Consider the following 23,697-nt stretch of genomic DNA (forward strand, 5'->3'; position numbering starts at 1 on the left):
GCAATACACAAGATCGGAGAAAATATATGAGTTACGCAATCATCGGCTTCGGCGAAGTCGGCCAGACTCTCGCCAGGGCATTCGCCCGAAGCGGCATCAACGTATCCGTTGCAACCACGCGCGACCCGGAAAGCTTCGCGTCCGAGACGGCCGCGATCGGACCCGAAGTCACCGCCAAGACGCTCGCCGACGCGATCAAGGCGGACGTCATCTTCCTGGCCGTTCGTTTCCAGTCGCACCCGGATGTCGCGAAGGCGCTCCCGTCCTGGGAGGGGAAGATCATCGTCGATGTGACCAACGCCTATGGCGTTCCCGAGCAAGAACTGGGCGGACAGCCTTCCGCCAAGGTCGTCGCGCAGGCTTTCGCCGGCGGCAGGCTGGTTAAGGGCTTCAACCATCTGGTCGCGGCAGTTCTCGACCAGGATCCGGCCGTGCATGGTGGCAGGCGAGTCGTGTTCCTGGCGAGCGACGACGCCGCCGCCGCCGAGGAGATTGCGAAGCTCGCGGGGAATCTCGGCTTCGCGCCGATCAAGCTTGGCGGGCTGTCGGAAGGCGGACTGCTTGTGCAGGCGCACGGGAATAGTTGGGGCCGCCTGATCTTCAAGGACCTGGTCGAGTTCGACTGACGAACACGCGTCTCCGCCGGCCGTGGACATAGCCCACGCGATCGGATCGAGCGCGATCCGATCGCGTCAAAATGGAGAAAATCCGATGAGCATTGAGAAGAACATCCAGACCGTGAAGGACTTCTTCGTCGCGATCGGCAGCGGCGACAGGGAGAGTCTGTTGGCGCTGGTCGCCGAGGACATGGAGTGGATCATTCCGGGCGAAGACTGGCCGCTGGCCGGAACATACCGCGGGCATGCGGGGCTGGCGGAGTTGCTTGAGACGGCATCCAAGTCGATCGAAACGTCCACCGAGCCCCGGGAGTTCGTAGCGCAGGGAGACCGGGTCCTAATCATTGGCTTTGCGAGGGGAAGGATCAAAGCCACGAACAAGACGTTCGAGGACGACTGGATCTTCGCCATCACGGTTCGAGACGGCAAGTTGACCAACATCCGGGAGTATGTCGACACCCAGGCATTGGCGCAGGCCTCCAAGACAGACACGAACCTGACGCCCTCGTCCACCGACAACGGAGCCGCACAACGGGCCTCGTAGGGCCTACGAATACGGTGAAAGCGCGGCGGATCGCCGCCTCATCGCGCGCCAGTCGAATGCCCAACCGCAACGGAGATCACGATGTACGACCAATCCAAGCAATCCGAGTTGATCCGGTTCGCACGCGTCGGTGTGGGCTCTACCGTCATCGACGTCTACCCAGGCGACGGCGACTGGACGCGTCTGTTCTCCGATGTCGTGGGACCCGAAGGTCGGGTCTACAGCTTCGTGCCGGCCGAAGTCGCCCACTTCAAGAACGATCCGGTCGGCCTCATGCGAATGCTTGCGAGGGAGCCGGGCCTGGAGAATGTCGAAGCCGTCTCCGCGGATCTCGTCGCGATGCCGGAAGCCATGCAGCCCGCGGATGTCGTGTGGCTGCACTTGTTCTACCACGATCTTCACACCGCGCTTATCCAGGCCAAGGGCGCGACCGCGGCCGACTTCAATCGAGCCGTCTACGAGCGGCTGAAGCCTGGTGGGTGCTACGTCATCGTTGACCACGCCGCCGCTGCGGGGTCGGGCACGACGAACACCCAGTCGCTGCATCGGATCGATCCCGCGTCCGTCCGCCAGGAGGTCGAGGCGGCCGGCTTCGTGCTGGACGCGGTAAGCACCATGCTCGTGGACGAGGACGATCAACACTCGATCAAGGTGTTCGATCCTTCGATCAAGGGTCAGACCGATCGCTTCGCCTATCGGTTCGTTAAGTCCTGACAGGTCCGGCTCGCATCCTTCAGTAGCCCGGCCTACCAGGCAGCGGCGCGTAACGCCCCCATCTCCTGATCAGGTTTTTGCACGGCCTGCCTCCGTTACGCCCGCGTCTCCGTACCATGGTATCGCACTGCGGGGCGCCTTGCCCATGGGTTGTCAGGTATAAAGTTTATCTTATTGAATTAGCGCCGATATTTTAAATCTCCACTCCCGCTCACGCTAGAGATATGTTACAAAAGGGGTGTAACATATCTCCCCGGTCGCCCCTCTCGATCCTTCCGCATTGCCCTTGAGCGGATCGATTTTCCTCACGCGCGAACGACACGCCGGGGATACTACACAACCGGTGTCCCATATCTCCCCCGCGCCATACTTCTCCTCCCGGCCCCGCGCCCACTCACGGCACGATTCAACCACGCTCCGGCCTCCGCTATTCATCAGCAATGGAGAAGCCGCGCGCCAACCTCAAACCCGCTGATACCCCTCCGTCGCTGCACTCTCGCCACCGCCGATCCGCGCTGCTATCGGCAAGGGAATGACCATCGATGTGACCGACACCATTCCCGACCCCTTCAACGCAATCGTCGACGCGCCCTTCGATAGCGCGCTCTCCGATCGCTATCTCGTCTATGCGCTGTCGACGATCACCGCGCGCTCCTTGCCGGATGTCCGCGACGGGCTGAAGCCGGTGCATCGCCGCCTGTTATGGGCGATGCGGCTGCTCAAGCTCGATCCGAGCCAGGGTTACAAGAAATGCGCGCGCGTCGTCGGCGACGTGATCGGCAAATATCATCCGCATGGCGACCAGTCGGTCTATGACGCGATGGTCCGCCTCGCGCAGAGTTTCGCGATGCGCTACCCGCTGGTCGACGGACAGGGCAATTTCGGCAATATCGACGGCGATAACGCCGCCGCCTATCGCTATACCGAGGCGCGGCTGACTCAGGTCGCGATCGACATGATGGACGGCCTGGACGAGGATGCCGTCGATTACCGCCCGACCTATAATGGCGAGGAGCAGGAGCCTGAGCTCTTTCCCGGCCTGTTCCCCAATCTGCTCGCCAATGGCGCCGCCGGCATCGCGGTCGGCATGGCGACGAGCATCCCGCCGCACAACGCCGCCGAACTGTTCGACGCCGCGATCCTGCTGATCGATCAGCCCGGCGCAACCGACGCGCAGGTGCTGGAACATGTGAAGGGTCCGGATTTCCCGACTGGCGGCCTGGTCGTCGACAGCGCCGCTTCGATCGCCGAATCCTATGCAACCGGGCGCGGCGGTTTCCGCGTTCGCGCGCGCTGGATAATCGAGCGCGAAAAAGGCGGCGGCTGGAACGCGATCATCACCGAGATCCCGTACGGCATCGCCAAGGGCAAGCTGATCGAACAGATCGCCGGCTTGATCAACGACAAGAAACTGCCGATCCTCGCCGATATCCGCGATGAATCCGACAGCGAGATCCGCATCGTCATCGAACCGCGCAGCCGCACGGTCGATCCCGAGATGCTGATGGAAAGCCTGTTCCGGATGAGCGATCTGGAAAATCGCGTCAGCCTCAACCTCAATGTGCTCGATTCGCGCCGCACCCCGCGCGTGATGTCGCTGCGCGAGGCGCTGCAGGGCTGGGTCGAGCATCAGTTCATCGTTCTGCAGCGCCGTACCGCGCATCGGCTGGGCAAGATCGGCGACCGGGTCGAACTGCTCGACGGCTATCTCATCGCCTATCTCAACCTCGACCGGGTGATCGAGATCATCCGCACCGAGGATGAGCCCAAGCCGGTGATGATTGCCGAATTCGGCCTGACCGATCGCCAGGCCGAGGCGATCCTCGACATGCGGCTGCGGCGCTTGCGTAAGCTGGAAGAGATGGAAATCCGCAAGGAGCGCGAGGGACTCGAGGCGGAAAAGACCGGCCTCGAACTGCTGCTCGGCAGCGACGCGCGGCAACGCACCCGGCTGAAGAAGGATATGGGCAAGCTGCGCGAGCGCTATGGCCCCGAGACGTTGCTCGGCAAGCGCCGCACCACCGTCGAAGAGGCCGGGCCGGCGCGCGATATCCCGCTCGAGGCGATGATCGAGCGCGAGCCGATCACCGTGATCATGTCGCAGCGCGGCTGGATCCGCGCGATGAAGGGCCATGCCGACGAAGCGACGATCGCTGCGCAGAAGTTCAAGGAAGGCGATGGTCCGATGTTCGCCTTCCCGGCGCAGACCACCGACAAGATCCTGCTCGCCGCCGAGACCGGGCGCTTCTACACGCTCGCGGCCGACAAGCTGCCCGGTGGGCGAGGCTTCGGCGAACCGGTGCGGCTGATGATCGACCTTGATGGCGAGACCGGCATTGTCGGCCTGTTGCCGGCGAGTGCGGCGGAAAAGCTGATTGTCGCCGCGACCGATGGCCGCGGATTCATCGTCCGCACCGCTGATACGATCGCCGAGACGCGAAAAGGAAAGACGGTTGTCACACCTCGCATCGGCGCGAAGCTGAAAGTCGTCCGGCCGGTGACGCCAGATGCCGATTATGTCGCCGCGATCGGCGACAATCGCCGCTTGCTGGTTTTCCCATTGTCCGAACTGGCCGAGCTGGCACGCGGGCAGGGGGTGCAGTTGCAGCGTTACGGCGACGGCGGCCTGTCCGATGCGATCACCTTCGTGTTCGCTAGCGGGTTGAGCTGGCCGATGGGCGGCGACACTGGTCGCACACGGACCGAGACCGATCTCGCGCCGTGGCGCGCCGCGCGTGGCGCGGCCGGCCGCATGCCGCCGACCGGGTTCCCGCGCGACAATCGCTTTTAATAGCTTTTGGGGCAAGGCGGTGGCGGCACCGCCTTGCTCGAAAGCACCAAAACGCGTGCGTAATTGAGCCAATTTTCAGCGGGCCTTAACGAAATTGGATTAGGCGCTGATCCAATGGCGCTGACAAAGCCTCTAAACCTTTTCAAATTGAAGCAGCCGGACGTCCCGGCGGCGCCGATCACTGTCACCCCCGCGCTGGACATGGCAGCAGCGGCGATAGACCTGTTGCCGATCCCGGCGGCGCTCGTCGCGCATCGCGACGGCAAGTTCCTGCTGCTGACCGTCAATCACCCGTTCCGCCTCGCCGGCCTCGGCACGCACCCGGAACAATCGCCGTTTATCGCGCAAATCGGCGCCCGCCTGCAGGCATTTATCGAAGGGGATAGCCTGCGCGAGGATTTCGCGTGGGAATTCGGCGACACGGTTGATTGCCGCTACTACCGCGTGACCTTGGCGCGCCTCGTGCGCAATGAGGACCGCCGGTGCCTCGTCACACTGGTCGATCACACTTCGGAACTGCGCACCGAACATAATCTGCGCCGTGAGATGATGACCGACAGCCTGACCGGCCTGTCGAATCGCGCGGGTTTCTCCGACCGGCTCGAAGCCCTGATGGCGGACCAGGATCAGCGCGCGCGTTATGCCGTGCTTGTGCTCGATCTCGACCGTTTCAGCCGGGTCAACGCTTGCCTGGGTTCGATGGCAGGCGACGAATTGCTGATCACCGTGGCGCGCCGGCTCAAGGGCGCGCTCAGGGCGCATGACGTGCTCGCGCGTACCGGCGGTGACGAATTTGGCATCCTGCTGACGCTCGAGGAAGGGCCGGCCGACGCCGATCAGGTCGCCCGACGCATTCAGGGCGCACTTGCCACGCCGTTTCGTCTGTCGGATTTCGAAATCCGCGTTTCCTGTTCGATCGGCATCGCGTTCGGTTCGGCCGATGTCGACGATGCCGAGGAACTGATCCGCCACGCACAGTTCGCGGTCAAACGGTCAAAGGTCAGCGGTGGTGCCGAAGCCTATCAGACTCAGGCGTTCGACCTGGCGCGTGAACAGTTCGGCATGGAAACCGCGCTGCGCCGCGCGATCGAAAACGGCCTGATGCGCCTGACGTATCAACCGATCTGCGATCTCGCAACGGGCAAGATCGTCGCCTTCGAATCGCTCGCACGCTGGACCGACGAAGACGGCGTCGAGCATTCGCCCAATGATTTCATCCCCGTCGCCGAAGAATCGGGCCTGATCGTGCCGCTCGGCCGCTGGGCGATCGAGGAAGCGGCGCGGACGCTCGCCGGCTGGGATGCGAGGTCGGGCGGCGATTGCGGCGTGAAGCTCGCGGTCAATCTGTCGGCGATCCAGTTGCAGCGCGATGCCATCGCGCCGGTGGTCGAACGCGCTTTGTCGCTTAACGGCCTGCCCGGATCACGCTTTACGCTGGAACTGACCGAAAGCGCGCTGGTCACTGATCCCGACCGTATCGCGTCGATCATGCACGCGCTCAAAAGCCTGGGCACGACAATCGCGATGGACGATTTCGGCACCGGATATTCCAACCTCGCCTATTTGCAGAAACTGCCGATCGACGTGCTCAAGATCGACCGCAGCTTCATCACCGGCATGCTCGCCGATCGTGACAAGATCGCCATTGTGCGCGCGATTCTCAGCCTGGCCCAGGCGCTCGGCATGAAGACGACCGCAGAGGGGATCGAGACCAACGAACTGGCGCAAACGCTTGCCGCGCTCGGCTGCACCTATGGCCAGGGTTATGTCTATGCCCGCGCGCTCGAGGCCGATGCGGCCTATACCTATCTGGTCGCCAACAACCATTGAGCGACGCTGTCGTCGGCGATCGCCGCCACGCGCGCCGCATCGGGGAAACCTTCCGCGATCCATTGCTCTTCGACACTGCGCAGCAATCGCGCGACATCCGGGCCTTTCCTAACCCCGCGCTCGACCAGCGCACCACCGGTCAGCCGCAGTATCGGGCTGGTCCAGTCGGTCAGTGACGCGGTCTCGGTGACGGGGCGTTCGGACAGCAGCAACCGGTCGATCGCGAGCGCTTGCCCCAATCGATAGGCGATCACCTCGGCCGGTTCGTCGCCTGCGGATTGCGCCGCGCTGATCAGGCGCCGGCGGTCGATCTTGGACAGTTTGAGCCGGGCGCCGACATCCTCCGCCGCCGCCGGATCGCGCGGCAGCAGCGCGCTCAGTCGGCGAATCGCATCGCCGGTAACGCCGGCTGCCGCTTCGCGTTCGGCAAGAACCGCCAAACGCTCGACGCCCTGCGCACCGATCTCGGGCAGGACGGGCAGGAAAATGCCGCGCTCGACAATCAGTTCCACGACCGGCACCGCATGCTGGGCAACTAGCAGCTTGAGCAGTTCCGACGCGATCCGTTCGCGCGACAATGCCATCAGGTCGTTGGCGCGCGTGGCGCATGCCTCCAGACCCGCATGGTCGATCTCGTCACCAAAACGGGCATGGAACCGGAAGAAACGCAGGATGCGTAAATGATCCTCGGCGATGCGCTGCAACGGATCGCCGATGAAGCGCACGCGTTGTGCCGCCAAGTCCTCGCGTCCGCCGAAATAATCGACGATTTCGCCGGTCAATGGGTCGGCGTAGAGCGCGTTGATCGTGAAATCGCGCCGCGCCGCATCCTCGCGCCAATCGTCGGTAAAGGCGACCGTCGCATGCCGCCCGTCGGTCGAAACGTCGCGGCGCAACGTGGTCACCTCGACTGGCGAGCCGCCCGGCAGGATCGCGGTGATCGTGCCGTGCGCCAGCCCGGTCGGCACCGCGCGGATGCCCGCCGCGCGCAAGCGATCGAGTACGTCTTCGGGCGCCAGTGGCGTGGCGAGGTCGATATCCGCGACGTCGATGCCGAGCAAAGTATCGCGCACCGCGCCGCCGACGAATCGGACATGACCCTCGGCCGCGCCGAGCACGTCGCATAGTCTCGCCAGCCCCTCGCGCTCGCGCCATGCAGCGGGTGGCAGAGTCATCCGGTCCATCGCAGCCTGCGCGACAGATTGACGATCATCGCGGCGGTCGCACCCCAGATGCGGCGGCCTTCCCAGTTGATCTCGTAATAATGCCGGTTGCGCCCCTGCCATTCGGTCGTCGCCTCGATATGGTTGGCGCTTTCGAGCAGGAAGCCGAGCGGCACCTCGAATACGTCCGCCACCTCTGCTTTGTTGGGAATGAACGACAGGTCGGGCGGCACCACGCCGATCACCGGCGTGACATCGAAACCGGTGACGGTGCGATAGCGGTCGGCGGTGCCGATTACGGTGACCTGGTCGCGCCGCAGGGCGATTTCCTCTTCCGCCTCGCGCAGCGCGGCGGCGATCGCGTCGGTATCGCCCGAATCGATTCGTCCACCGGGAAAGGCGATCTGTCCGGCATGGCGACGCATCGTGTCAGGCCGTTGAGTCAGGATGACGCCCGGATCGTCCCGGTCGGTCACCGCGACGAGCACCGCCGCCCGCGCCATCGCCGGGCTGGCGTCGAGTTCGGGATCGCGATGATCTCCGGTCAGCAACACGGTGTCGAGCGTGTGTCCGGTTTCCAGCGCAAGGCGCAGCCGTTCGGCAAGCATCATGCTACCGGCTCCAGCGCGAAGAAACTGCCATCACTCCAGATGCCTGGCGGCACATCCTCACCGGCCAGCGCGATCGATGCCAGTTCGTAATAGACTGGCCGCGCGACCAGCGCTTCGAGACCGCCGCGCACGTGCAGATAGGGGCGCGGGCCGTCCTCGCGGTCTTCGAAACGCAGCGGATGATCATGTCCTGCCGTCACCAGGTCACCGGTATTGAGTCGAAAGGCGAGGCGGGCATTGCGCCCTTCGCCCTCTGCTTTCATCTCGACCGCGACGAACGGCGCGTCCTCGACTATAATGTCGAGTTTCTCGACCGGCGTGACGAGTACATATGCGCCATCCGGCTCGCGCCGCAATATGGTCGAGAACAGCCGCACCATCGCCTGTCGTCCGATCGGCGATCCCTGATGGAACCATGTGCCATCGCGCGCGATGCGCATCTCGCTGTCGCCACAATGCGTCGGATTCCAGCGCTCGACCGGGGGCAGCTTATTCTCTTCGGCGAGCCGCGCGATGTCGGTCAGCGACAGCGAAGCGAGATCCGGGACGGGGGGCATCGGCATCAGGCTGCGGTAGGCCAGCCCCGCGCGCCGGTAAAGCGCCGCAGTTCAGTGAAGCATCAGGCATCGACGAGCAGCGGACCCAGCGACCCCGCGCCGATCGGCACATTGGCCCCACGCGCGAGCAGACGTTCGCGTTCGACCGGGCCAGGGACCCGCCAGCCGCCAGTCCGCTCGGCTGAAAATCCGAAAAACCGGCCATAATATTCCGGATCGCCGATCAGCATCAGGCGTTCCGAATCGCCGTGCGCTTCGGCGGTGTCGAGCGCGTGGTGCATCAGCATCCGGCCAATGCCGTCACGCTGCCGCACCGGCTCGACCGCAACCGGCCCGACCATGACCAGTGGCACGACGGCGCCCTCCGCGCTGGTAAAGGCGATCGGCCAGCATTGGATCGTGCCGATCAGCGCGCCATGCTCGATTGCCGCGAAACTCAGCGCGGGCAGGGCGGGCACGCCGTCGCGGATGCGATAGGCGGTTCGGCCGTGCCGGTCGGTGCCGAACGCGCGATCGAGCAATTGCTCCACCGCATCCTCGTTCACATCGGCAATCGGCACGATCTCGATCACGGTCCAGGCTCCCCTTCGCGGTCATTCCCCCGGGCAATATATAGGGGCCGCGCGCTTTAGCTGTGGCGTGGCTGAACGCAAGCGGAATGACATTGGTCGAGCCGCAGGCGGCTTTCGCGGCCCGCGCCATCTGCTATGGCGCGCGCTCAGTCAGTGAAAGGGCCGCGCTTGGACGACCGTCTCAGCCTCGAAGTACATGATCTCGACGTTCAGGTGCTGACGGGAATCTATTCCGAGGAGACGCACCTGCCGCAGCCGCTGCGCATCTCGATCACCGTGGATATCGATTGCCCGGACCGATTCGTCGCCAATTCGCCGCTGCGCGCATCGAAAAACTATATGGATATCAAACACGCCGCGACCACCGCGCTGCCGGAAGGGGTGCACTTCACCCTGATCGAGGGAGTCGCCGATCATATCGTCGACACCCTGTTCCTGCAGGACAAACGCGTGACGAAAGTCGTCGTGAAGATCGTCAAGCTGGCGATCGCCGAAGCCGGCGAATCGATCGGCATCACGCTGACCCGCCACCGACGATGACCGCCGGGCCGGCAACCGGCGATCTGCTCTCCGCTGTCGTCACTCTGCTTGGCGGTATATCCGATTCGGTGCGAATCCTGCCGGCGACCGTCCCGATCGGGGACATGATCGATCAGCTCCGGGGCGCCCGGCCGGAAATGACCCCGGAAATGACTCTTGTCCTCGCCGGGCCGGACCTGACGGCGATCGATCGCGCCATGTTGCTGGCGGCGATGGGTCCTTTGGCGATCGAATTGGCACCGGCGCGGCGAATCGGTGTGCTCGATATCGCCGATGGCGCCGCTGCCGCAGAGATCGCTGCAGCGGCCCGGTTCCTGATCGAGGCGGGATCGACCACCGGTCAGACCCTGCGAATCGAGGCCGTCTCCTAGCGGACCGGCCCCCGGTCGCAAGCGCCGAGCGATTCGATGACGACGCGATAATCCTCCCGCACGATCGCCGCATCGCTCGCCTCGAGCGATGCGAGGCCGGTGTTCGGCAACGCCGGTGGCAATGCGCAGGCCAGCCGATACCAGAGCAATGTGTCGCGCGCCGGCGGCGGGGCGGCCTGTTCGACCACGTCGCTCAACGATACCGACCAGCGCGGCGCTTCACCGGGTCGGCGCGAGATGCTCAGCGACACCGGCCGACTGTCGGCGGTGGTCAGGAATATCTGGGTCTCGCCTTCGCCGGGCAGGTTGCCGGCGGTGTGGAAGGCATTGCCGATCCCGGTGATCGTCGGCGGCGCGTCGGGGGCAATCGTCTCGGTGGTGATTCGCCGGGTCAGCTCGTCGGCGGCCGGCGTCCATGCGCGCTGCCCATCGGGCCGCACAAGCTGGACCTGGCCGGTCGCACCCGGCACGGGGCGAGCGAACAACAGCACCCGGAACTTGCGCAAGGCGGGTAATTTCCCTCGCGAATCGATCGGAACGTCGAGCACATACCCAATACGGGGCGGCAGCGGGGCAGGGCTGCGAATCAGCGCCAGCACATCGGCTTCGACATAAAGGCGCGCAAAACCCTGGGGTACAGTTGTGGCTTCCGGTCCCTTGATTCGCGTCGTGCCGCGGATCACCGCATCGACGACCGCGGGTGCCGCCAGAACGAGGTCGGCATAGGCCGCATAAGGCGGTGGAGGCGCCGGCAGGGGGGCTGCGACGGGCTTGCGCTGCGCCATGGCGGGGTGGGAGATTGCGGCGGCGGCAAGGGCCGCTCCGCAGAGAATTCCGGGAACACGAACCATGCTGTGGCGTTACGCGATCAAGGCCGCCTTATACAGAAATAATTCTGTCGTGTTCCGATTGTACGATTGTTGCGTCCGACAAAGCGTTTGCGTCGTAGTTTACCTCACGATAGAGGTTCGGCTCTGTTTGAGGATACACTAGCCCTTGGCAGGCGGATCGGCGATCGGTTAACGATCGTCCAAGCCGGACTGACCGGGATAGAGGAGTGTCGTTTCTGAATGGCCTACGTTGACCAAAGAATGAGCGGTAGCAAGGTGGTCGCGATCGTTATCGTCGCGCTCATCCATGCCGTAATCGGTTATGCTTTCGTCACCGGACTCGCGTACCAGTACGTGAAGAAGGCGGCTGAAAAGCTCAATACGTTCGACGTCGAGGAGCCACCGCCCCCGCCGCCGGACGAACCGCCGCCCCCGCCGCCTGACACGCCCCTGACGCCGCCGCCGGTCGTATCGCCGCCGCCGATCGTCAATGTGCCGCGTCCTCCTGTTGTGATGCAGACCGTGACTACACCGCCACCGGCAGCGCCGATGGTGCCGATCGCGGCGCCGCCTGCGCCACCGGCGCCACCAGCACCGCCTCGTGTTGCTGTGCCGGTCTCGCCACGCGGTAATCAGGGCGATTGGTTTCCGCAGGATTCTTATCCGCCGGCTGCTCGTCGCGCTGAAGCCGAAGGTCGCGTCAGCGTGTCCGTTACGGTGGATACGCGTGGTCGAGTGTCGTCTTGCCGCGTGACGTCGTCGAGCGGCAATTCGGATCTTGATGACGCCACCTGTCGTCTCGCCACGCGCAATGGCCGGTTCAACCCGGCCAAGGATGCGAATGGGACTCCGATCGAAGCCACGACGTCGATCCGCGCCGTGAAGTGGCAGATCGAGGACCGCTAGATTATACCGACGCCTCCGGTGATCCGGGGGCGTCGATCCAGTTTTCAGTATTTAGACTGTTTGAGAGGGAAGTACCGCAATGTTGACCACCATTTTTGCCGCAGGCGCGGCGCCCGCCGGAAACAACCCGTACGGCTTCTGGGAAGCGCTCCAGCAGGGCGGCGTGATCGCCTGGACCGTGTTCGGAATCCTGGCGTTCATGTCGATCGTCTCGTTCTACATCCTCTTCACCAAGCTGTTCGAACAGCAGAAGATCATGAACCAGGCGAAGCGCGTCCGGGCGAACTTCTGGAACTCGCACTCGCTGCGCGAAGGCGCCGCCAAGCTCGAGAAGAACTCGGCCTATCGCCAGATCGTCGACGACGGTCTCGAAGCGCAGGACCAGCACGGTCAGCTGACCGATCCGGTCGAGGCGCATGACTGGCTGCACGGTTCGCTGGCGCGCTCGGAAGCATCGATCAACTCGAAGCTGGGTGGCGGTCTCGCTTTCCTCGCGACGGTCGGCGCAACCGCACCGTTCATCGGTCTGTTCGGTACGGTTATCGGCATCTACCGCGCACTGATCAAGATTGGTGCCGCTGGTCAGGCTTCGATCGACGCCGTCGCCGGCCCGGTCGGTGAGGCACTGATCATGACCGCGCTTGGTCTGGCCGTGGCCGTCCCTGCCGTGCTCGCATACAACTGGCTGCAGCGCCGTAACAAGTCGATCGCGGAAGACCTTAGCTCCTTCTCGAACGACGTGCTTGGCTTCCTCGCCTCGAATGGCGCGGTTCGCCCGGCATCGTTGGCTCGCAAGGCCGCACCGGCAGCCAAGCCGGCCGCTGCGACGACGGCGGCTCCTGCGCGCTGATAATGATGGATCGGGGCCGCCTCGTGCGGCCCCGGACCTTTGCAGGTGCCCCGCTGGTGTCTGTTGAATGCAAGCCCTGCCGGAAATATCCGGCGGCGCGACTGAATGGATAGGGATAGCCCTCAATGGCAATGAGTGTTGGCGGCGATGGCGCCGTCGAAAAGCCGATGTCGGACATCAACACCACTCCGTTGGTGGACGTGATGCTCGTGCTGCTGATCATCTTCCTGATCGCGATTCCTGTCGCGATCCAGGCGATCAAGCTCAAGCTGCCGTCTGTGAAATATGATCCGACGACGACCAAGCCGGAAAACGTGTCTCTGTCGATCACCACCGACAAGGATGGCCGGTGCGCGGTGTATTGGAACCTCTCGCGGGTAACGCATCAGGAATTGCTCGATAAGGCGGTGACGAAGCTGAAGGCGGAAATCGAACGCCAGGGTGGCGTCGGTAATCCGGACCTCGAGCTTCCCGAGGCGCATATTCGCGGCGATATCAACGTGCCGTACCAGTGCATCGGCGGCGCCATCTATACCATGCAGATGGCCGGCTTCGCGAAGGTAGGCTTCATTTCAGAACCGCCTCCCGGCGGCAATGTCCAGCGCCTGTAACGGCCCGCGAGACTCAGGAGTAATATAGTATGTCAATGAGCGGCGGTTCCGACGACGGTGAACCGATGATGGAAATGAACACGACGCCGTTGATCGACGTCATGCTCGTGCTCCTCATCATGTTCATCATCACGATCCCGATCCAGACCCACGCGGTGAAGGTCGACCTTCCCGTCAACGATCCCAACGCTGTGAATCAGCCGATCGACCCTGAAAAGAACAAGGTCAATATCGATCCGGCTGGCGTGGTTACCTGGAATGGCGCCCCGGTCGATACGGTTACGCTCCAGCAATATCTGGAACAGACCCGCACGATCAATCCGGAGCCTGAGCTCCACTTCCAGCCCGATCCGCAGGCACGTTATGCCAAGGTCGACGAGGTTCTGGCGGTGATCAAGCGCTCCGGCGTGGCCAAGCTCGGCTTCATCGGCAACGAACAATATCGCAACGATTTCTGATCTCTGATCACATCGTTACGCGGAAAAGGGCGGCCCTCGGGTCGCCCTTTTTCGTTTCGGCGCATTCGCCCGGTCTTTTCTTGCATTTGTTTCACTAAAGTGACACAACAGTGTCACAAAAGTGAAACCTTCCGAGAATGGAAGGTCGCGAGGAGACAGAGGATGCGCATCGCTTTCCAGATGATGATCGCCGCGACGGCGTTAGCCGTCCCCGCGCTCGCTCAGGCCGCCGGCGATGACCGTAACGGGTCGGCCGAAATCATCCGTGGTGACTATGTCAGCGCGGAGCGCACGCTGGTTGATCAGCGTCGCCTGTTTCCCGACCATGCGGATCTGACGCTCAACCTGGCTGCGGTCTATCACCATGCCGGGCGCGTGAGTGAGGCGCGCGCATTGTACCGTGATGTGCTGCGGCGTCCGGACGAGGACGTCAATCTGGTGACTGACCGGACATTCTCGGCGCATCAACTGGCGACGATCGCGTTGCAGCGCCTGGAGCGCACACAGCTCAGCGTTCGCTGATTGCCCGCCACGGTCTCGTCAGCGCGACCGTGGAGTGCGCCATAGCTGTATTTGGACCGCTATAGTTTGGGCAGCGTGACCCCGCGCTGGCCCATATATTTGCCCGCACGATCGGCATAGCTCGTCTCGCATGGCTCATTGCCCTGCAGAAACAGGAACTGGCACGCGCCTTCATTGGCATAGATCTTGGCGGGCAGGGGCGTGGTGTTGGAAAACTCCAACGTGACATGTCCTTCCCAGCCGGGTTCGAGTGGCGTCACGTTCACGATGATCCCGCACCGCGCATAGGTCGACTTGCCCAGGCAGATTACGAGTATGTCGCGCGGTACGCGAAAATATTCCACCGTCCGCGCCAGCGCAAAGCTGTTGGGCGGGATGATGCAGACATCGGTCTTGCGATCGACAAAGCTGTTCGCCGCGAAATCCTTCGGATCGACGATCACACTGTCGATGTTGGTGAAGATCTTGAACTCGTCCGACACCCTGGCGTCATAGCCATAGGATGACAGGCCATAGGAGATGCATCCGTCGCGTTTCTGTCCGTCGACGAACGGTTCGATCATTCCGTTTGTAACGGCCTGTTCGCGGATCCAGCGGTCAGACAGAATCGACATGCTCTTGCTCTCCTAATCAACACGCTTTCGCGGGAATGCCGATGCTGAGCAAGGGGCGAAACGACCGGCCGGCGACTCTCTTGAACACGTCATTGTATTAGGGTAGGGGGGTATCCTATGGCTCATCTCACCAAAGATAATGAGGCGCTGACCAACCGCGTCAAACGAATCGCTGGCCAGGTCGAGGCAATCGATCGCGCGCTTGCCAGTTCGGCGAGCTGTGCCAGTATCCTGCATCTCGTCGCGGCAACGCGCGGGGCGATCAACGGTTTGATGGAGGAAATCATCGACGCCTATCTGCGCGAACATGTCGCGAGCCCGGATCTCTCCGACGCGGCACGCAGCCAGGGCGCCGACGAGCTTCTCGCGGCTATCCGACGTTATGCGAAATAAGGCCGGGACGATGGCCGATGCAAAACCGGTGACGGTTTGTCATGCGCCGATTCCACTTGCCGCCAGCCATGACAGCAATGCGCGCCGCACCATGTGGGTCGTTCTGCTCACCGCGGTAACGATGGTCGGGGAAATCGTTGCGGGTTATCTCACCGGGTCGATGGCACTGCTTGCCGACGGTTTTCATATGGCGACGCATGCAGGGGCACTGGGCGTCGCCGCAGCGGCCTATGCCTATGCCAAGCGCCATGCGGCGAGCGGGCGTTACAGCTTCGGCACGGGCAAGGTCGGCGATCTGGCCGGCTTCACTTCGGCATTGCTGCTCGGACTGGTCGCGATCGGCATCGGAGTCGAATCGGTCGTGCGCCTGGCGCATCCGACGCGGGTGGATTTCGGCGATGCCACGCTGGTCGCGGTGCTTGGTCTGCTGGTCAATATCGTCAGCGCCGTGCTGCTTTCCGGCGGGCATGGCCATTCGCATGGGGCGGCGAACGCGGCCCATGATGCCGGCGAGCATGACCACCATGATCATCATCATGCGCATGGCCATGACAATAATATGCGGTCGGCCTATGTGCATGTGCTGGCCGATGCGCTGACCTCGATCTTTGCGATCATCGCATTGCTGGCGGGGCGTTATCTCGGCTGGGTATGGCTCGATCCGGCGATGGGCGTGGTCGGTGCGCTGGTCATCGCGCGTTGGTCCTGGGGTTTGCTCCACGATACGGCAGGCATCCTGCTCGACCGCACCGACGCGCGCCTCGCCGCTCAGCTTCGTGCCGCGATCGAGGCGCCGGGTGATGTGTCGATCCTCGATCTGCATGTCTGGCCGCTCGGTGCGGCGGCGCATGCCGCGATCGTAACCGTCTCGTCCGCCGGCACTGTCCCGGTTGCGACGATCCGTGAGCGTGCTGCGATCGTCGGCGGGATCCGGCACCTCACGATCGAATGCGCGTAAAGCGCGTGCGACCGGATTTATTGCAGGTCGCGTGGCCCGAATGCATGGGGTAGCAGCTCGGACAGGAGGTAGTGTTCGACCGCGTCGCCCTCGGCGCCGCCACACCACACGACAACGTCGCGATCGCCGATTTGGGCTGCTTCGTTGATCACCTGGCGGCATCGCCCACAGGGTCGCACCGGCGTCAGGCCGCGCGCAATGCCAGTGACGTCCATCGCACCGCCGATCACGCCGATCGCCACCACATCTGCCAGCCGGCCCATGCTGCTGACCGTGGCCAAAGCGACCGTCTCGGCGCAGAGCGACAGGCCGTAGCTCGCATTTTCGAAATTCGCGCCGGTCACCACATTGCCATCGGTCAGCAGGACCGCCGCGCCGACACCGAAGCGCGAATAGGGGGCATGGGCGTTGCGCGCCGCGTCGCGTGCCGCCGCGATCAGCTTGTCGCGAGTGTCGTCGTTCAACATCATGGCGCCACCACGTTCCAATGTACCGGTCCCTCGACGCCATCGATGCGCCGCATGTCGCTTGCCTGCCACATGCGCCACGGGCGGGCGGCATAGTCGGGCGGAAAGAAATTCTGCATGCTCCAGATCGGTCGCGGCACCGACGCGGACAGTTGATACGCCGCCTCGACCGGTTGTGCGATCTTGAGCAACACCGGTTTGCGGGTGTGCGATTCGACCATCGTGATGAAGCGCTTCACTTCGCTGACCACGACGTCTCGCGCCGGCCGCGCCGCGCAGTCCTCCGCGAATTCCAGATAGATCGCGGCGGGCAGTGCATCATCGGCATAGGGCACGGTGGTATTGAAATTGTTCGCCTGGTCCGCGGCCAGTTGACAGAAGGACCAGACATGGATCGCACCACGCCTGATGCCGCTGGCATGGGTGTCGCCCCAGTTCGCCGCGAAGCGGTCGTCACGGCCGGTCGCGCCCATGGTCGCGCGCAGATATGCGAAGTCCGCGCCGCTCGCCATCACGGTCGGCCATTGAATCTTGCCCTGCGCCGCACTGACATCGACGCCCTGAAAAACATAATCGGTGTCGGACGGCCGCCAGCTCAATGCGAGCGTCCAGACGACGACACCGGTCAACGCGATGGCGATGACGATCGCACCGGTGCGGCCGATGCGTCGACCCAAAAGGCGCAAGCTCACCATCGTCAGCCCTTGATGTGCAGGACGCAGATCAGCGTGAAGAGCCGGCGGGCGGTGTCGAAATCGATCTCGATCTTGCCCTCCAGCCTTTCCTTCAGCAGCTCGGCCGCTTCATTGTGGATACCGCGCCGCGCCATATCCACGGTCTCGATCTGGGTCGGCGTCGCATTGCGGATTGCCTGATAATAGCTGTCGCAGATCGCGAAATAATCCTTGATCGGCCGGCGAAAGCGACCGAGCGCAAGGATATAGGTTTCGAGATGCGTGTCGTCCTCGGCATTGATCGCGATCGCCAGCCGGCCTTCCTCGACCGCCAGCTCGATTTTGTACGGGCCGGCATAGCCATTGTGATAATCGCGCTGTGGCGCAAAATGATTGCCCTCGATCAGGTCGAAGATTGCGATGCGGCGTTCCTGCTCGATATCCGCCGACCGCCATAATATGGTACGTTCGTCGAGGTTGACGGCGATGATGCGCGGATCGGACATTGCCATCGCCCTATCGGGGATGACGGCGTGGGACAATGCGTGGCGTTGACCCAGGCGGGGACGCCGGCTTGGAATGGGCCACCGCTATCACCGTTATCCACAGTTGCTTTGGCGCAAGTCGCTTGAGAGAAGGGGCAGGGCGTCTATGAGGTCCGATATGGCCACCATCCTTCCACTACCCACGACAACCGAATCGACCGCGCTGCCGCAGAATATCGAGGCCGAGGCGGCGATGCTTGGTGCGATGATGATCGACAACCGGCTGGCCGACGATCTGATCGACAAGCTTGAACCCGACCATTTCTTCGAACCGCTGCATGGCCGCATCTTCGCCGCGATCAAGACCGCGCGCATCAACGACATGCTCGCCACGCCAGTGACGCTGCGGCCGATGTTCGAAGCGGACGAGGGCATGAAGCAGCTGGGCGGCCCGGCCTATCTCGCGCAGCTGACCGGCAGCGGCGCCGGCCTGATCGGCGCGCGCCAGTTCGCGCAGCAGATCTACGACCTCGCCATGCTGCGCACGCTGGTCACGGTCGGACGCGGCCTGGTCGATCGCGCGCTCGACACGTCGGAAGAAGTCAATCCGCGCGGGCAAATCGAACTGGCCGAGGAGGAATTGTTCAAGGTCGCGGCGGACGGCGGCACCGAAAGCCAGATCAAGACCTTCGCCCAGGCGACCACTGCGGCGGTCAAGATGGCGCAGCGCGCGCTTAATTCGGGCGGCAATCTGTCGGGCATCACCACCGGCCTCGATTCGGTCAACGCCAAGATCGGCGGCATGCACCATTCGGATCTGATGATCCTCGCCGGCCGTCCCGGCATGGGCAAGACCGCGCTTGCCACCAATTTCGCCTTCAATGCTGCACAGCGCTACATGCGCGACCGCGCCGACGGGATGGAGCATTCCGCGTCGGTCGGGGCGAAGGTCGCCTTCTTCAGCCTGGAAATGTCGGCCGATCAGCTGGCGACGCGTATCCTGGCCGAACAATCGCGGATCAGTTCCGAAGCGTTGCGCATGGGCAAGATCAGCCGCGTCGAGTTCAACCAGCTCGCCGCCGCCGCCGCCGACCTGGAGAATCTGCCGCTGTTCATCGACGATACCGCCGGTCTGACGATCGGTTCGCTGCACACACGGATGCGGCGTCTGCAGCGGCGCCATAACAATGAGATCGGCTTGGTCGTGGTCGATTACCTCCAGCTGCTGACCGGTTCGGCGCGCGCGTCGAGCGATGGCCGCGTGCAGGAAATTTCCGAAATCAGCCGCGGGTTGAAGACACTCGCCAAGGACATGAACGTGCCGGTGCTGGCGCTCTCGCAGCTCAGCCGGCAGGTCGAGCAGCGCGAGGACAAACGCCCGCAGCTATCGGATCTGCGCGAATCGGGATCGATCGAGCAGGACGCCGACATCGTCATGTTCGTGTACCGCGAGGATTATTACGTCGCCGCGAAGGAGCCGAAACGCCCGGTCGATGGCGACAATGCCAAGATCTTCGAAGACCATGCGCAATGGGCGACCGACATGGAGCGGGTCTATGGCCTGGCCGAATTGATCATCGCCAAACAGCGCCACGGCGCGACCGGCAAGGTGGTGATGAAATTCGAGCCGAGCGTGACCAGGTTCTCGGATTTCGTGGGTGAGGGATATTAGCCTCTAAAGTTCTCAGAAAACCGGCTCTTCGCCTGGTTTTTCAGCGACGTGGATGCCGCATTCGACCTTTTCCCAGCCGCGCCAGCGCCCCGCACGCGGGTCTTCGCCCGGCTGGACCTTGCTGGTGCAGGGCGCGCAGCCGATCGACGGATACCCTTCCGCCTCGAGCGGATGATGCGGCAGCTGATGCTCGTCGAAATAGGCGTTGAGCGCGTCCTTATCCCAATCCGCTAGGGGATTGAGCTTGAGCCGGCCTTCATCCTCCTCGAAGCGCGGCATGGCGATGCGCGTGCCGGCCTGGAAACCCTTGCGCCCCGACACCCAGGCATCGAACGGCGCGAGCGCGCGGCGTAGCGGCTCGACCTTGCGCAGATCGCAACAGCCATCGGGATCGTAGGACCAGCGTAAGCCCGTCTTGTCCTTCGCGGCAAGCAGGCGTGGGTCGGGACGGAAGACGCGCAGATCGGTGAAGCCGAGCTGTTCGGACAGCGTATCGCGATAGGCGAGCGTCTCGCCGAAGATCTTCTGCGTGTTGACGAAGATTACCGGGATATCGCGGTCGATACTCGCGATCAAATGGAGCAGCACCGCGCTCTCGGCGCCGAACGATGATACCGCAGCGACGCGGCCGAGCAACTCGCCGGTGAGCAGTTCCTCGAGCATGGCGCGTGTCGACACGCCGGCGAAGCGCGCGTTCATTGCCGCCGCGTCCGCCTTGGTGAAGGGCGTCACGTCGATCAGGTCGAGTTTGCGCACGGCTTCACCCATGCCGCAGCTTCCATACCGGCACCGCGCCGTCGGCAGCGGTCTGGTAGAATTGCTTGTAACGCGCGAGCGATGCCTGGGCAGTCGCCGCGTCGATCTCCGCCTCGGGTGCGAAGCTGTCGAAGCCGCAGCGGCGCATGTAAAGCAATTGATCGACCAGCACGTCGCCTTGCGCGCGCAGCTCGCCGGTATAGCCGGCCTCGCGCAGGATGCGCGCGGCCGAATAGCCGCGCCCGTCGCGGAAAGACGGGAAGCTGATTTCGACCAGACCGATCTGGCCGAGATGCGGGATCAGCGCGCGGGCGTCATCACCGGCCTCGATGCGCACCGCGGTGGCGTTGGTCTGGCCGAGGAACGCCTCAAGCGTCACGGCGGGTTCGTCGTGTGCGGCGTCGTCGCGGAAGCGGAGGAGATTATCCATAAAGCGCCTCCTTGAACGGATCGAGGCCGACGCGGCGATAGGTGTCGAGGAAGCGTTCGCCATCCTCGCGCGACGCCAGGTAGACATTGGTCACTTTCTCGACCGCATCGACGATGCCGTCTTCGTCAAAACCGGGGCCGGTGATGCGCGCCAGGCTGGCATCCTCCGCGCCCGAGCCGCCGAGCAGCAGCTGGTAATTCTCGGTGCCTTTCTTGTCGACGCCGAGAATGCCGATGTGGCCGGCATGATGATGGCCGCAGGCATTGATGCAGCCGCTGATCTTGAGCTTCAGTTCGCCCAGTTCGCGCTGCCGCCCGAGATCGGCGAAACGCTCCGCGATCTTCTGCGCGATCGGGATCGAGCGGGCATTGGCGAGGCTGCAATAATCCAGACCGGGGCAAGCGATGATGTCGCTGATCAGGTCGAGATTGGCGGGTGCCAGGCCGGCCGCGTCGAGCGCTTGCCACACGGTGTAGAGATCGGCGGTGCGGACATGCGGCAGGACGATGTTCTGCGCATGCGTGACGCGCAGTTCATCGAACGAATAACGCTCGGCGAGATCGGCCATCAGGTCGATCTGGTCGGCGCTGGCGTCGCCCGGAATGCCAGCGGTCGGTTTCAGGCTGATATTGACGATCGCATAGCCCGGCTGCTTGTGCGGCTTGACGTTCTGGTCGAGCCACACCGCGAAGTCGGGATCGCTGCGGTCGGCAGCCACGCCGTCATCCGCAACGAAAGCGGGTGGGGCAAAGAACGCGCTGATACGGTCGAACTCGGCCTGGGGCGGATCGATGCCGAGCGCCTTGACCAGAGCGAACTCTTCCTCGACCTGGCGGCGATATTCGTCGGCGCCGAGTTCGTGGATCAGGATCTTGATCCGCGCCTTGTAGATATTGTCGCGCCGGCCATAGCGATTGTAGACGCGCAGGCACGCCTCGACATAGCTGAGTAGGTCGGCGGCGGTGATGAAGTCCTTGATCTCCGGCGCGACCATCGGCGTGCGGCCCATGCCGCCGCCGACGAACACGCGCCCGCCAAGTTGCCCGTCACGCTCGATCAATTGGATGCCGATATCGTGCAGCCGCATCGCCGCGCGATCTTCATCCGCGGCGATCACCGCGATCTTGAACTTGCGCGGCAGATAGCTGAATTCCGGATGGAACGTGCTCCACTGGCGCAGCAGCTCGGCCCAGACGCGCGGATCGGTGACTTCGTCCGCGGCGGCGCCGGCATATTGGTCGGACGAGATGTTGCGGATGCAATTGCCGCTGGTCTGGATCGCATGCATTTCGACCGTGGCGAGATCGGCGAGGATGTCGGGCGCGTCCTCCAGCTTGATCCAGTTATACTGGATGTTCTGCCGCGTGGTGAAATGGCCGTAACCGCGATCATATTTGCGCGCGATATGACCGAGCATGCGCATCTGGCGCCCGTCGAGCGTGCCATAAGGCACCGCGACGCGCAGCATATAGGCGTGCAGCTGCAGATACAGGCCGTTCATCAGCCGTAGCGGCTTGAACTGGTCCTCAGTGATCTGACCGGCGAGACGGCGCTTCACCTGGTCGCGGAATTCCTCGACGCGGGAATCGACGATCGCCTGATCGTAAGTGTCGTACTTATACATCTCAGATTACCCAGCTTCCCGCCTGCGGATCGGCGGGCTTCAATGTCAGATCGGGGCGCACGGTCGGGCCGAGCGCGCGCACACGGTCCTTGATATGCGCGGGACGGGGCCCCTCGGGCGTGGCGGTCGCGTCGATCACATAAGCGGCGTTGACGCGGCGCGCGCCTTCCTCGGCCCGAGCGATGCTCTCGCCCTGATCGGTGACGTCGGCGGCGTCCTCGACGTGACGCGACCAGCTCTCACCGGTCCACCAGATCACATCGCCGGTCGGCAGGTCGTTTCCAGTCAGCAATTTCATGCAAAGCTTCCTTCGGCGACGCGCGCCCAGCGGCCGAGCTTGTCCTCGGCATCCGAGAGATCGACGACTTCGCCGACGACGATGATCGCCGGGCTGGCGACCTTCTCCCGCTCGACCATCGAGCCGAGATCGGCGAGCAAGGTCCGGATCGCGCGGGCGCCTTTCAGCGTGCCGCGTTCGAGCACCGCGACCGGCATCTCCGGGGCAACGCCGTCGCGCATCAGCTTGTCGGCGATATCGGCGGCGGTCGCGACACCCATATAGATGACCAAAGTGCGGCCCTTGCCGGCGAGCCCCGACCAGTCCTGATCGGCCAGGCCCTTGCACTGGCCGGCAACGAAGCTGACCGCGCTGCTATGGTCGCGGTGCGTGAGCGGCAGCATCGCTTCGGCGGCGCAACCGAGCGCGGCGGAGACGCCGGGAATGACCTCGACCGGCAGGCCGGCGGCGCGAACCGCCTCGACCTCTTCGCCGCCGCGGCCGAAGATGAACGGATCGCCGCCCTTCAGCCGCACGACGATCGCGCCGGTCTTCACATGTGCGATGATCAGTGCATTGATCGCTTCCTGCGGCAAGGTATGGCGCGCGCGGCGCTTGGCGACCGAGATGCGCAGTGCCTGTGGCGGCGCGATGTCGAGCACGCGCGGATCGATCAGCCCGTCATGCACGACGATGTCGGCAGATTTCAGCGCCGCGACGGCGCGCACGGTGAGCAGCCCGGGATCGCCGGGCCCCGCACCGACCAGAATGACGCGCCCGCGCGCGGTGGGATCGAGGAGAGTGGCCATCGCTGTCAGATGGTCGCATGGCCCGCGCATGGCAACCGACGCTTGCTTTTG

Annotated in this window: 29 protein-coding genes; 15 read left to right on the plus strand and 14 right to left on the minus strand. The window is 63.7% G+C overall.

Annotated elements, in window-relative coordinates; translation table 11 throughout:
- The first annotated feature begins 26 nt into the window (after window positions 1-26).
- The 5 genes from G4G27_RS05135 (at window position 27) to G4G27_RS05155 (ending at window position 6,496) form a co-directional block, all read left to right on the plus strand.
- The gene (locus tag G4G27_RS05135) at window positions 27-626 is read left to right on the plus strand and encodes an NAD(P)-binding domain-containing protein (RefSeq protein ID WP_183112347.1); all 600 of its coding nucleotides are present in this window, start codon (window positions 27-29) and stop codon (window positions 624-626) included.
- A gap of 85 nt (window positions 627-711) precedes the next feature.
- A complete protein-coding gene (locus tag G4G27_RS05140) occupies window positions 712-1,161 on the plus strand; it encodes a nuclear transport factor 2 family protein (RefSeq protein ID WP_183112348.1) in 450 nt (149 codons plus the stop codon).
- 81 nt (window positions 1,162-1,242) lie between these two features.
- Window positions 1,243-1,875 (plus strand): class I SAM-dependent methyltransferase, encoded by a 633-nt coding sequence (locus G4G27_RS05145; RefSeq protein ID WP_183112349.1) that lies wholly within the window; start codon window positions 1,243-1,245, stop codon window positions 1,873-1,875.
- Window positions 1,876-2,407: 532 nt separating this feature from the next.
- Window positions 2,408-4,666 (plus strand): DNA topoisomerase IV subunit A, encoded by a 2,259-nt coding sequence (gene parC / locus G4G27_RS05150; protein WP_183112350.1) that lies wholly within the window; start codon window positions 2,408-2,410, stop codon window positions 4,664-4,666.
- A 201-nt stretch (window positions 4,667-4,867) separates the two neighbouring features.
- Complete coding sequence (locus tag G4G27_RS05155) at window positions 4,868-6,496, plus strand: bifunctional diguanylate cyclase/phosphodiesterase (RefSeq protein ID WP_244624678.1); 1,629 nt, start codon at window positions 4,868-4,870, stop codon at window positions 6,494-6,496.
- Here the strand turns inward: G4G27_RS05155 and G4G27_RS05160 are convergent.
- The 4 genes from G4G27_RS05160 to G4G27_RS05175 are packed head-to-tail and all read right to left on the minus strand — an operon-like array spanning window position 6,472 to window position 9,399.
- Window positions 6,472-7,680 (minus strand): CCA tRNA nucleotidyltransferase, encoded by a 1,209-nt coding sequence (locus G4G27_RS05160; RefSeq protein ID WP_183112352.1) that lies wholly within the window; start codon window positions 7,678-7,680, stop codon window positions 6,472-6,474. The genes G4G27_RS05155 and G4G27_RS05160 overlap by 25 nt on opposite strands.
- Window positions 7,668-8,270: a CoA pyrophosphatase gene (locus G4G27_RS05165; RefSeq protein WP_183112353.1), complete on the minus strand. Its 603-nt coding sequence runs from the start codon at window positions 8,268-8,270 to the stop codon at window positions 7,668-7,670. Before G4G27_RS05165 ends, G4G27_RS05160 begins: the two co-directional genes overlap by 13 nt.
- Complete coding sequence (locus G4G27_RS05170) at window positions 8,267-8,833, minus strand: DUF1285 domain-containing protein (protein ID WP_183112354.1); 567 nt, start codon at window positions 8,831-8,833, stop codon at window positions 8,267-8,269. Before G4G27_RS05170 ends, G4G27_RS05165 begins: the two co-directional genes overlap by 4 nt.
- Before the next feature lie 56 nt (window positions 8,834-8,889).
- Window positions 8,890-9,399 (minus strand): N-acetyltransferase, encoded by a 510-nt coding sequence (locus G4G27_RS05175; RefSeq protein ID WP_183112355.1) that lies wholly within the window; start codon window positions 9,397-9,399, stop codon window positions 8,890-8,892.
- A 168-nt stretch (window positions 9,400-9,567) separates the two neighbouring features.
- On the opposite strand from G4G27_RS05175, the gene G4G27_RS05180 reads away from it, so the two are divergent.
- Window positions 9,568-9,939 (plus strand): dihydroneopterin aldolase, encoded by a 372-nt coding sequence (locus G4G27_RS05180; RefSeq protein WP_244624562.1) that lies wholly within the window; start codon window positions 9,568-9,570, stop codon window positions 9,937-9,939.
- Complete coding sequence (locus tag G4G27_RS05185; RefSeq protein WP_183112357.1) at window positions 9,936-10,310, plus strand: Rossmann fold domain-containing protein; 375 nt, start codon at window positions 9,936-9,938, stop codon at window positions 10,308-10,310. Before G4G27_RS05180 ends, G4G27_RS05185 begins: the two co-directional genes overlap by 4 nt.
- Here the strand turns inward: G4G27_RS05185 and G4G27_RS05190 are convergent.
- On the minus strand, window positions 10,307-11,161 hold the full coding sequence (locus G4G27_RS05190; protein WP_244624563.1) for a hypothetical protein: 855 nt from the start codon (window positions 11,159-11,161) through the stop codon (window positions 10,307-10,309). The genes G4G27_RS05185 and G4G27_RS05190 overlap by 4 nt on opposite strands.
- Before the next feature lie 219 nt (window positions 11,162-11,380).
- Between G4G27_RS05190 and G4G27_RS05195 the strand changes: the two genes are divergently transcribed.
- The 5 genes from G4G27_RS05195 to G4G27_RS05215 all read left to right on the plus strand — a co-directional run bounded on the left by G4G27_RS05195 (window position 11,381) and on the right by G4G27_RS05215 (window position 14,487).
- On the plus strand, window positions 11,381-12,046 hold the full coding sequence (locus G4G27_RS05195; protein ID WP_183112358.1) for an energy transducer TonB: 666 nt from the start codon (window positions 11,381-11,383) through the stop codon (window positions 12,044-12,046).
- A 79-nt stretch (window positions 12,047-12,125) separates the two neighbouring features.
- The gene (locus tag G4G27_RS05200) at window positions 12,126-12,896 is read left to right on the plus strand and encodes a MotA/TolQ/ExbB proton channel family protein (RefSeq protein ID WP_183112359.1); all 771 of its coding nucleotides are present in this window, start codon (window positions 12,126-12,128) and stop codon (window positions 12,894-12,896) included.
- A gap of 125 nt (window positions 12,897-13,021) precedes the next feature.
- Window positions 13,022-13,507 carry a biopolymer transporter ExbD gene (locus tag G4G27_RS05205; protein WP_183112360.1) on the plus strand — a complete coding sequence of 162 codons (486 nt, stop codon included), beginning with the start codon at window positions 13,022-13,024 and terminating at the stop codon, window positions 13,505-13,507.
- 29 nt (window positions 13,508-13,536) lie between these two features.
- Window positions 13,537-13,965, plus strand: a complete 429-nt coding sequence (locus G4G27_RS05210) for a biopolymer transporter ExbD (protein WP_183112361.1) — start codon at window positions 13,537-13,539, stop codon at window positions 13,963-13,965.
- Between the two features lie 162 nt (window positions 13,966-14,127).
- On the plus strand, window positions 14,128-14,487 hold the full coding sequence (locus G4G27_RS05215; RefSeq protein ID WP_183112362.1) for a tetratricopeptide repeat protein: 360 nt from the start codon (window positions 14,128-14,130) through the stop codon (window positions 14,485-14,487).
- A gap of 59 nt (window positions 14,488-14,546) precedes the next feature.
- Here the strand turns inward: G4G27_RS05215 and dcd are convergent, their stop codons facing one another.
- Window positions 14,547-15,101 carry a dCTP deaminase gene (dcd, locus tag G4G27_RS05220; RefSeq protein WP_183112363.1) on the minus strand — a complete coding sequence of 185 codons (555 nt, stop codon included), beginning with the start codon at window positions 15,099-15,101 and terminating at the stop codon, window positions 14,547-14,549.
- Window positions 15,102-15,218: 117 nt separating this feature from the next.
- Between dcd and G4G27_RS05225 the strand changes: the two genes are divergently transcribed.
- A complete protein-coding gene (locus tag G4G27_RS05225) occupies window positions 15,219-15,494 on the plus strand; it encodes a metal/formaldehyde-sensitive transcriptional repressor (RefSeq protein ID WP_183112364.1) in 276 nt (91 codons plus the stop codon).
- Between the two features lie 10 nt (window positions 15,495-15,504).
- Window positions 15,505-16,452 (plus strand): CDF family Co(II)/Ni(II) efflux transporter DmeF, encoded by a 948-nt coding sequence (gene dmeF, locus G4G27_RS05230; protein WP_183112365.1) that lies wholly within the window; start codon window positions 15,505-15,507, stop codon window positions 16,450-16,452.
- 17 nt (window positions 16,453-16,469) lie between these two features.
- On the opposite strand, the gene G4G27_RS05235 is transcribed toward dmeF, so the two are convergent.
- Genes G4G27_RS05235 through G4G27_RS05245 form a run of 3 tightly spaced genes read right to left on the minus strand, consistent with a single transcriptional unit; the run spans window position 16,470 to window position 18,099 of the window.
- The gene (locus G4G27_RS05235; protein ID WP_183113627.1) at window positions 16,470-16,919 is read right to left on the minus strand and encodes a cytidine deaminase; all 450 of its coding nucleotides are present in this window, start codon (window positions 16,917-16,919) and stop codon (window positions 16,470-16,472) included.
- The gene (locus tag G4G27_RS05240) at window positions 16,919-17,614 is read right to left on the minus strand and encodes a GH25 family lysozyme (RefSeq protein ID WP_183112366.1); all 696 of its coding nucleotides are present in this window, start codon (window positions 17,612-17,614) and stop codon (window positions 16,919-16,921) included. The genes G4G27_RS05235 and G4G27_RS05240 overlap by 1 nt, the downstream gene beginning before the upstream one ends.
- Window positions 17,615-17,616: 2 nt before the next feature.
- Entirely contained in the window at window positions 17,617-18,099 is a 483-nt protein-coding gene (locus G4G27_RS05245; RefSeq protein WP_183112367.1) for a UPF0262 family protein, read from the minus strand.
- A 157-nt stretch (window positions 18,100-18,256) separates the two neighbouring features.
- Here G4G27_RS05245 and G4G27_RS05250 point away from each other — a divergent pair, with 157 nt between their 5' ends.
- Window positions 18,257-19,750 (plus strand): replicative DNA helicase, encoded by a 1,494-nt coding sequence (locus G4G27_RS05250; RefSeq protein ID WP_183112368.1) that lies wholly within the window; start codon window positions 18,257-18,259, stop codon window positions 19,748-19,750.
- A gap of 12 nt (window positions 19,751-19,762) precedes the next feature.
- On the opposite strand, the gene G4G27_RS05255 is transcribed toward G4G27_RS05250, so the two are convergent.
- Genes G4G27_RS05255 through cobA form a run of 5 tightly spaced genes read right to left on the minus strand, consistent with a single transcriptional unit; the run spans window position 19,763 to window position 23,646 of the window.
- The gene (locus G4G27_RS05255) at window positions 19,763-20,518 is read right to left on the minus strand and encodes a phosphoadenylyl-sulfate reductase (protein ID WP_183112369.1); all 756 of its coding nucleotides are present in this window, start codon (window positions 20,516-20,518) and stop codon (window positions 19,763-19,765) included.
- Window positions 20,511-20,936: a DUF934 domain-containing protein gene (locus tag G4G27_RS05260; protein ID WP_183112370.1), complete on the minus strand. Its 426-nt coding sequence runs from the start codon at window positions 20,934-20,936 to the stop codon at window positions 20,511-20,513. The genes G4G27_RS05255 and G4G27_RS05260 overlap by 8 nt, the downstream gene beginning before the upstream one ends.
- Window positions 20,929-22,560: a nitrite/sulfite reductase gene (locus G4G27_RS05265; RefSeq protein WP_183112371.1), complete on the minus strand. Its 1,632-nt coding sequence runs from the start codon at window positions 22,558-22,560 to the stop codon at window positions 20,929-20,931. Before G4G27_RS05265 ends, G4G27_RS05260 begins: the two co-directional genes overlap by 8 nt.
- A gap of 1 nt (window position 22,561) precedes the next feature.
- Window positions 22,562-22,858, minus strand: coding sequence for a DUF2849 domain-containing protein (locus tag G4G27_RS05270; RefSeq protein WP_183112372.1), 297 nt, complete (start codon window positions 22,856-22,858; stop codon window positions 22,562-22,564).
- A complete protein-coding gene (gene cobA / locus G4G27_RS05275; protein WP_183112373.1) occupies window positions 22,855-23,646 on the minus strand; it encodes a uroporphyrinogen-III C-methyltransferase in 792 nt (263 codons plus the stop codon). Before cobA ends, G4G27_RS05270 begins: the two co-directional genes overlap by 4 nt.
- Window positions 23,647-23,697 lie beyond the last annotated feature (51 nt).

It is taken from the genome of Sphingomonas sp. So64.6b (assembly GCF_014171475.1).
Classification (GTDB): domain Bacteria; phylum Pseudomonadota; class Alphaproteobacteria; order Sphingomonadales; family Sphingomonadaceae; genus Sphingomonas; species Sphingomonas alpina_A.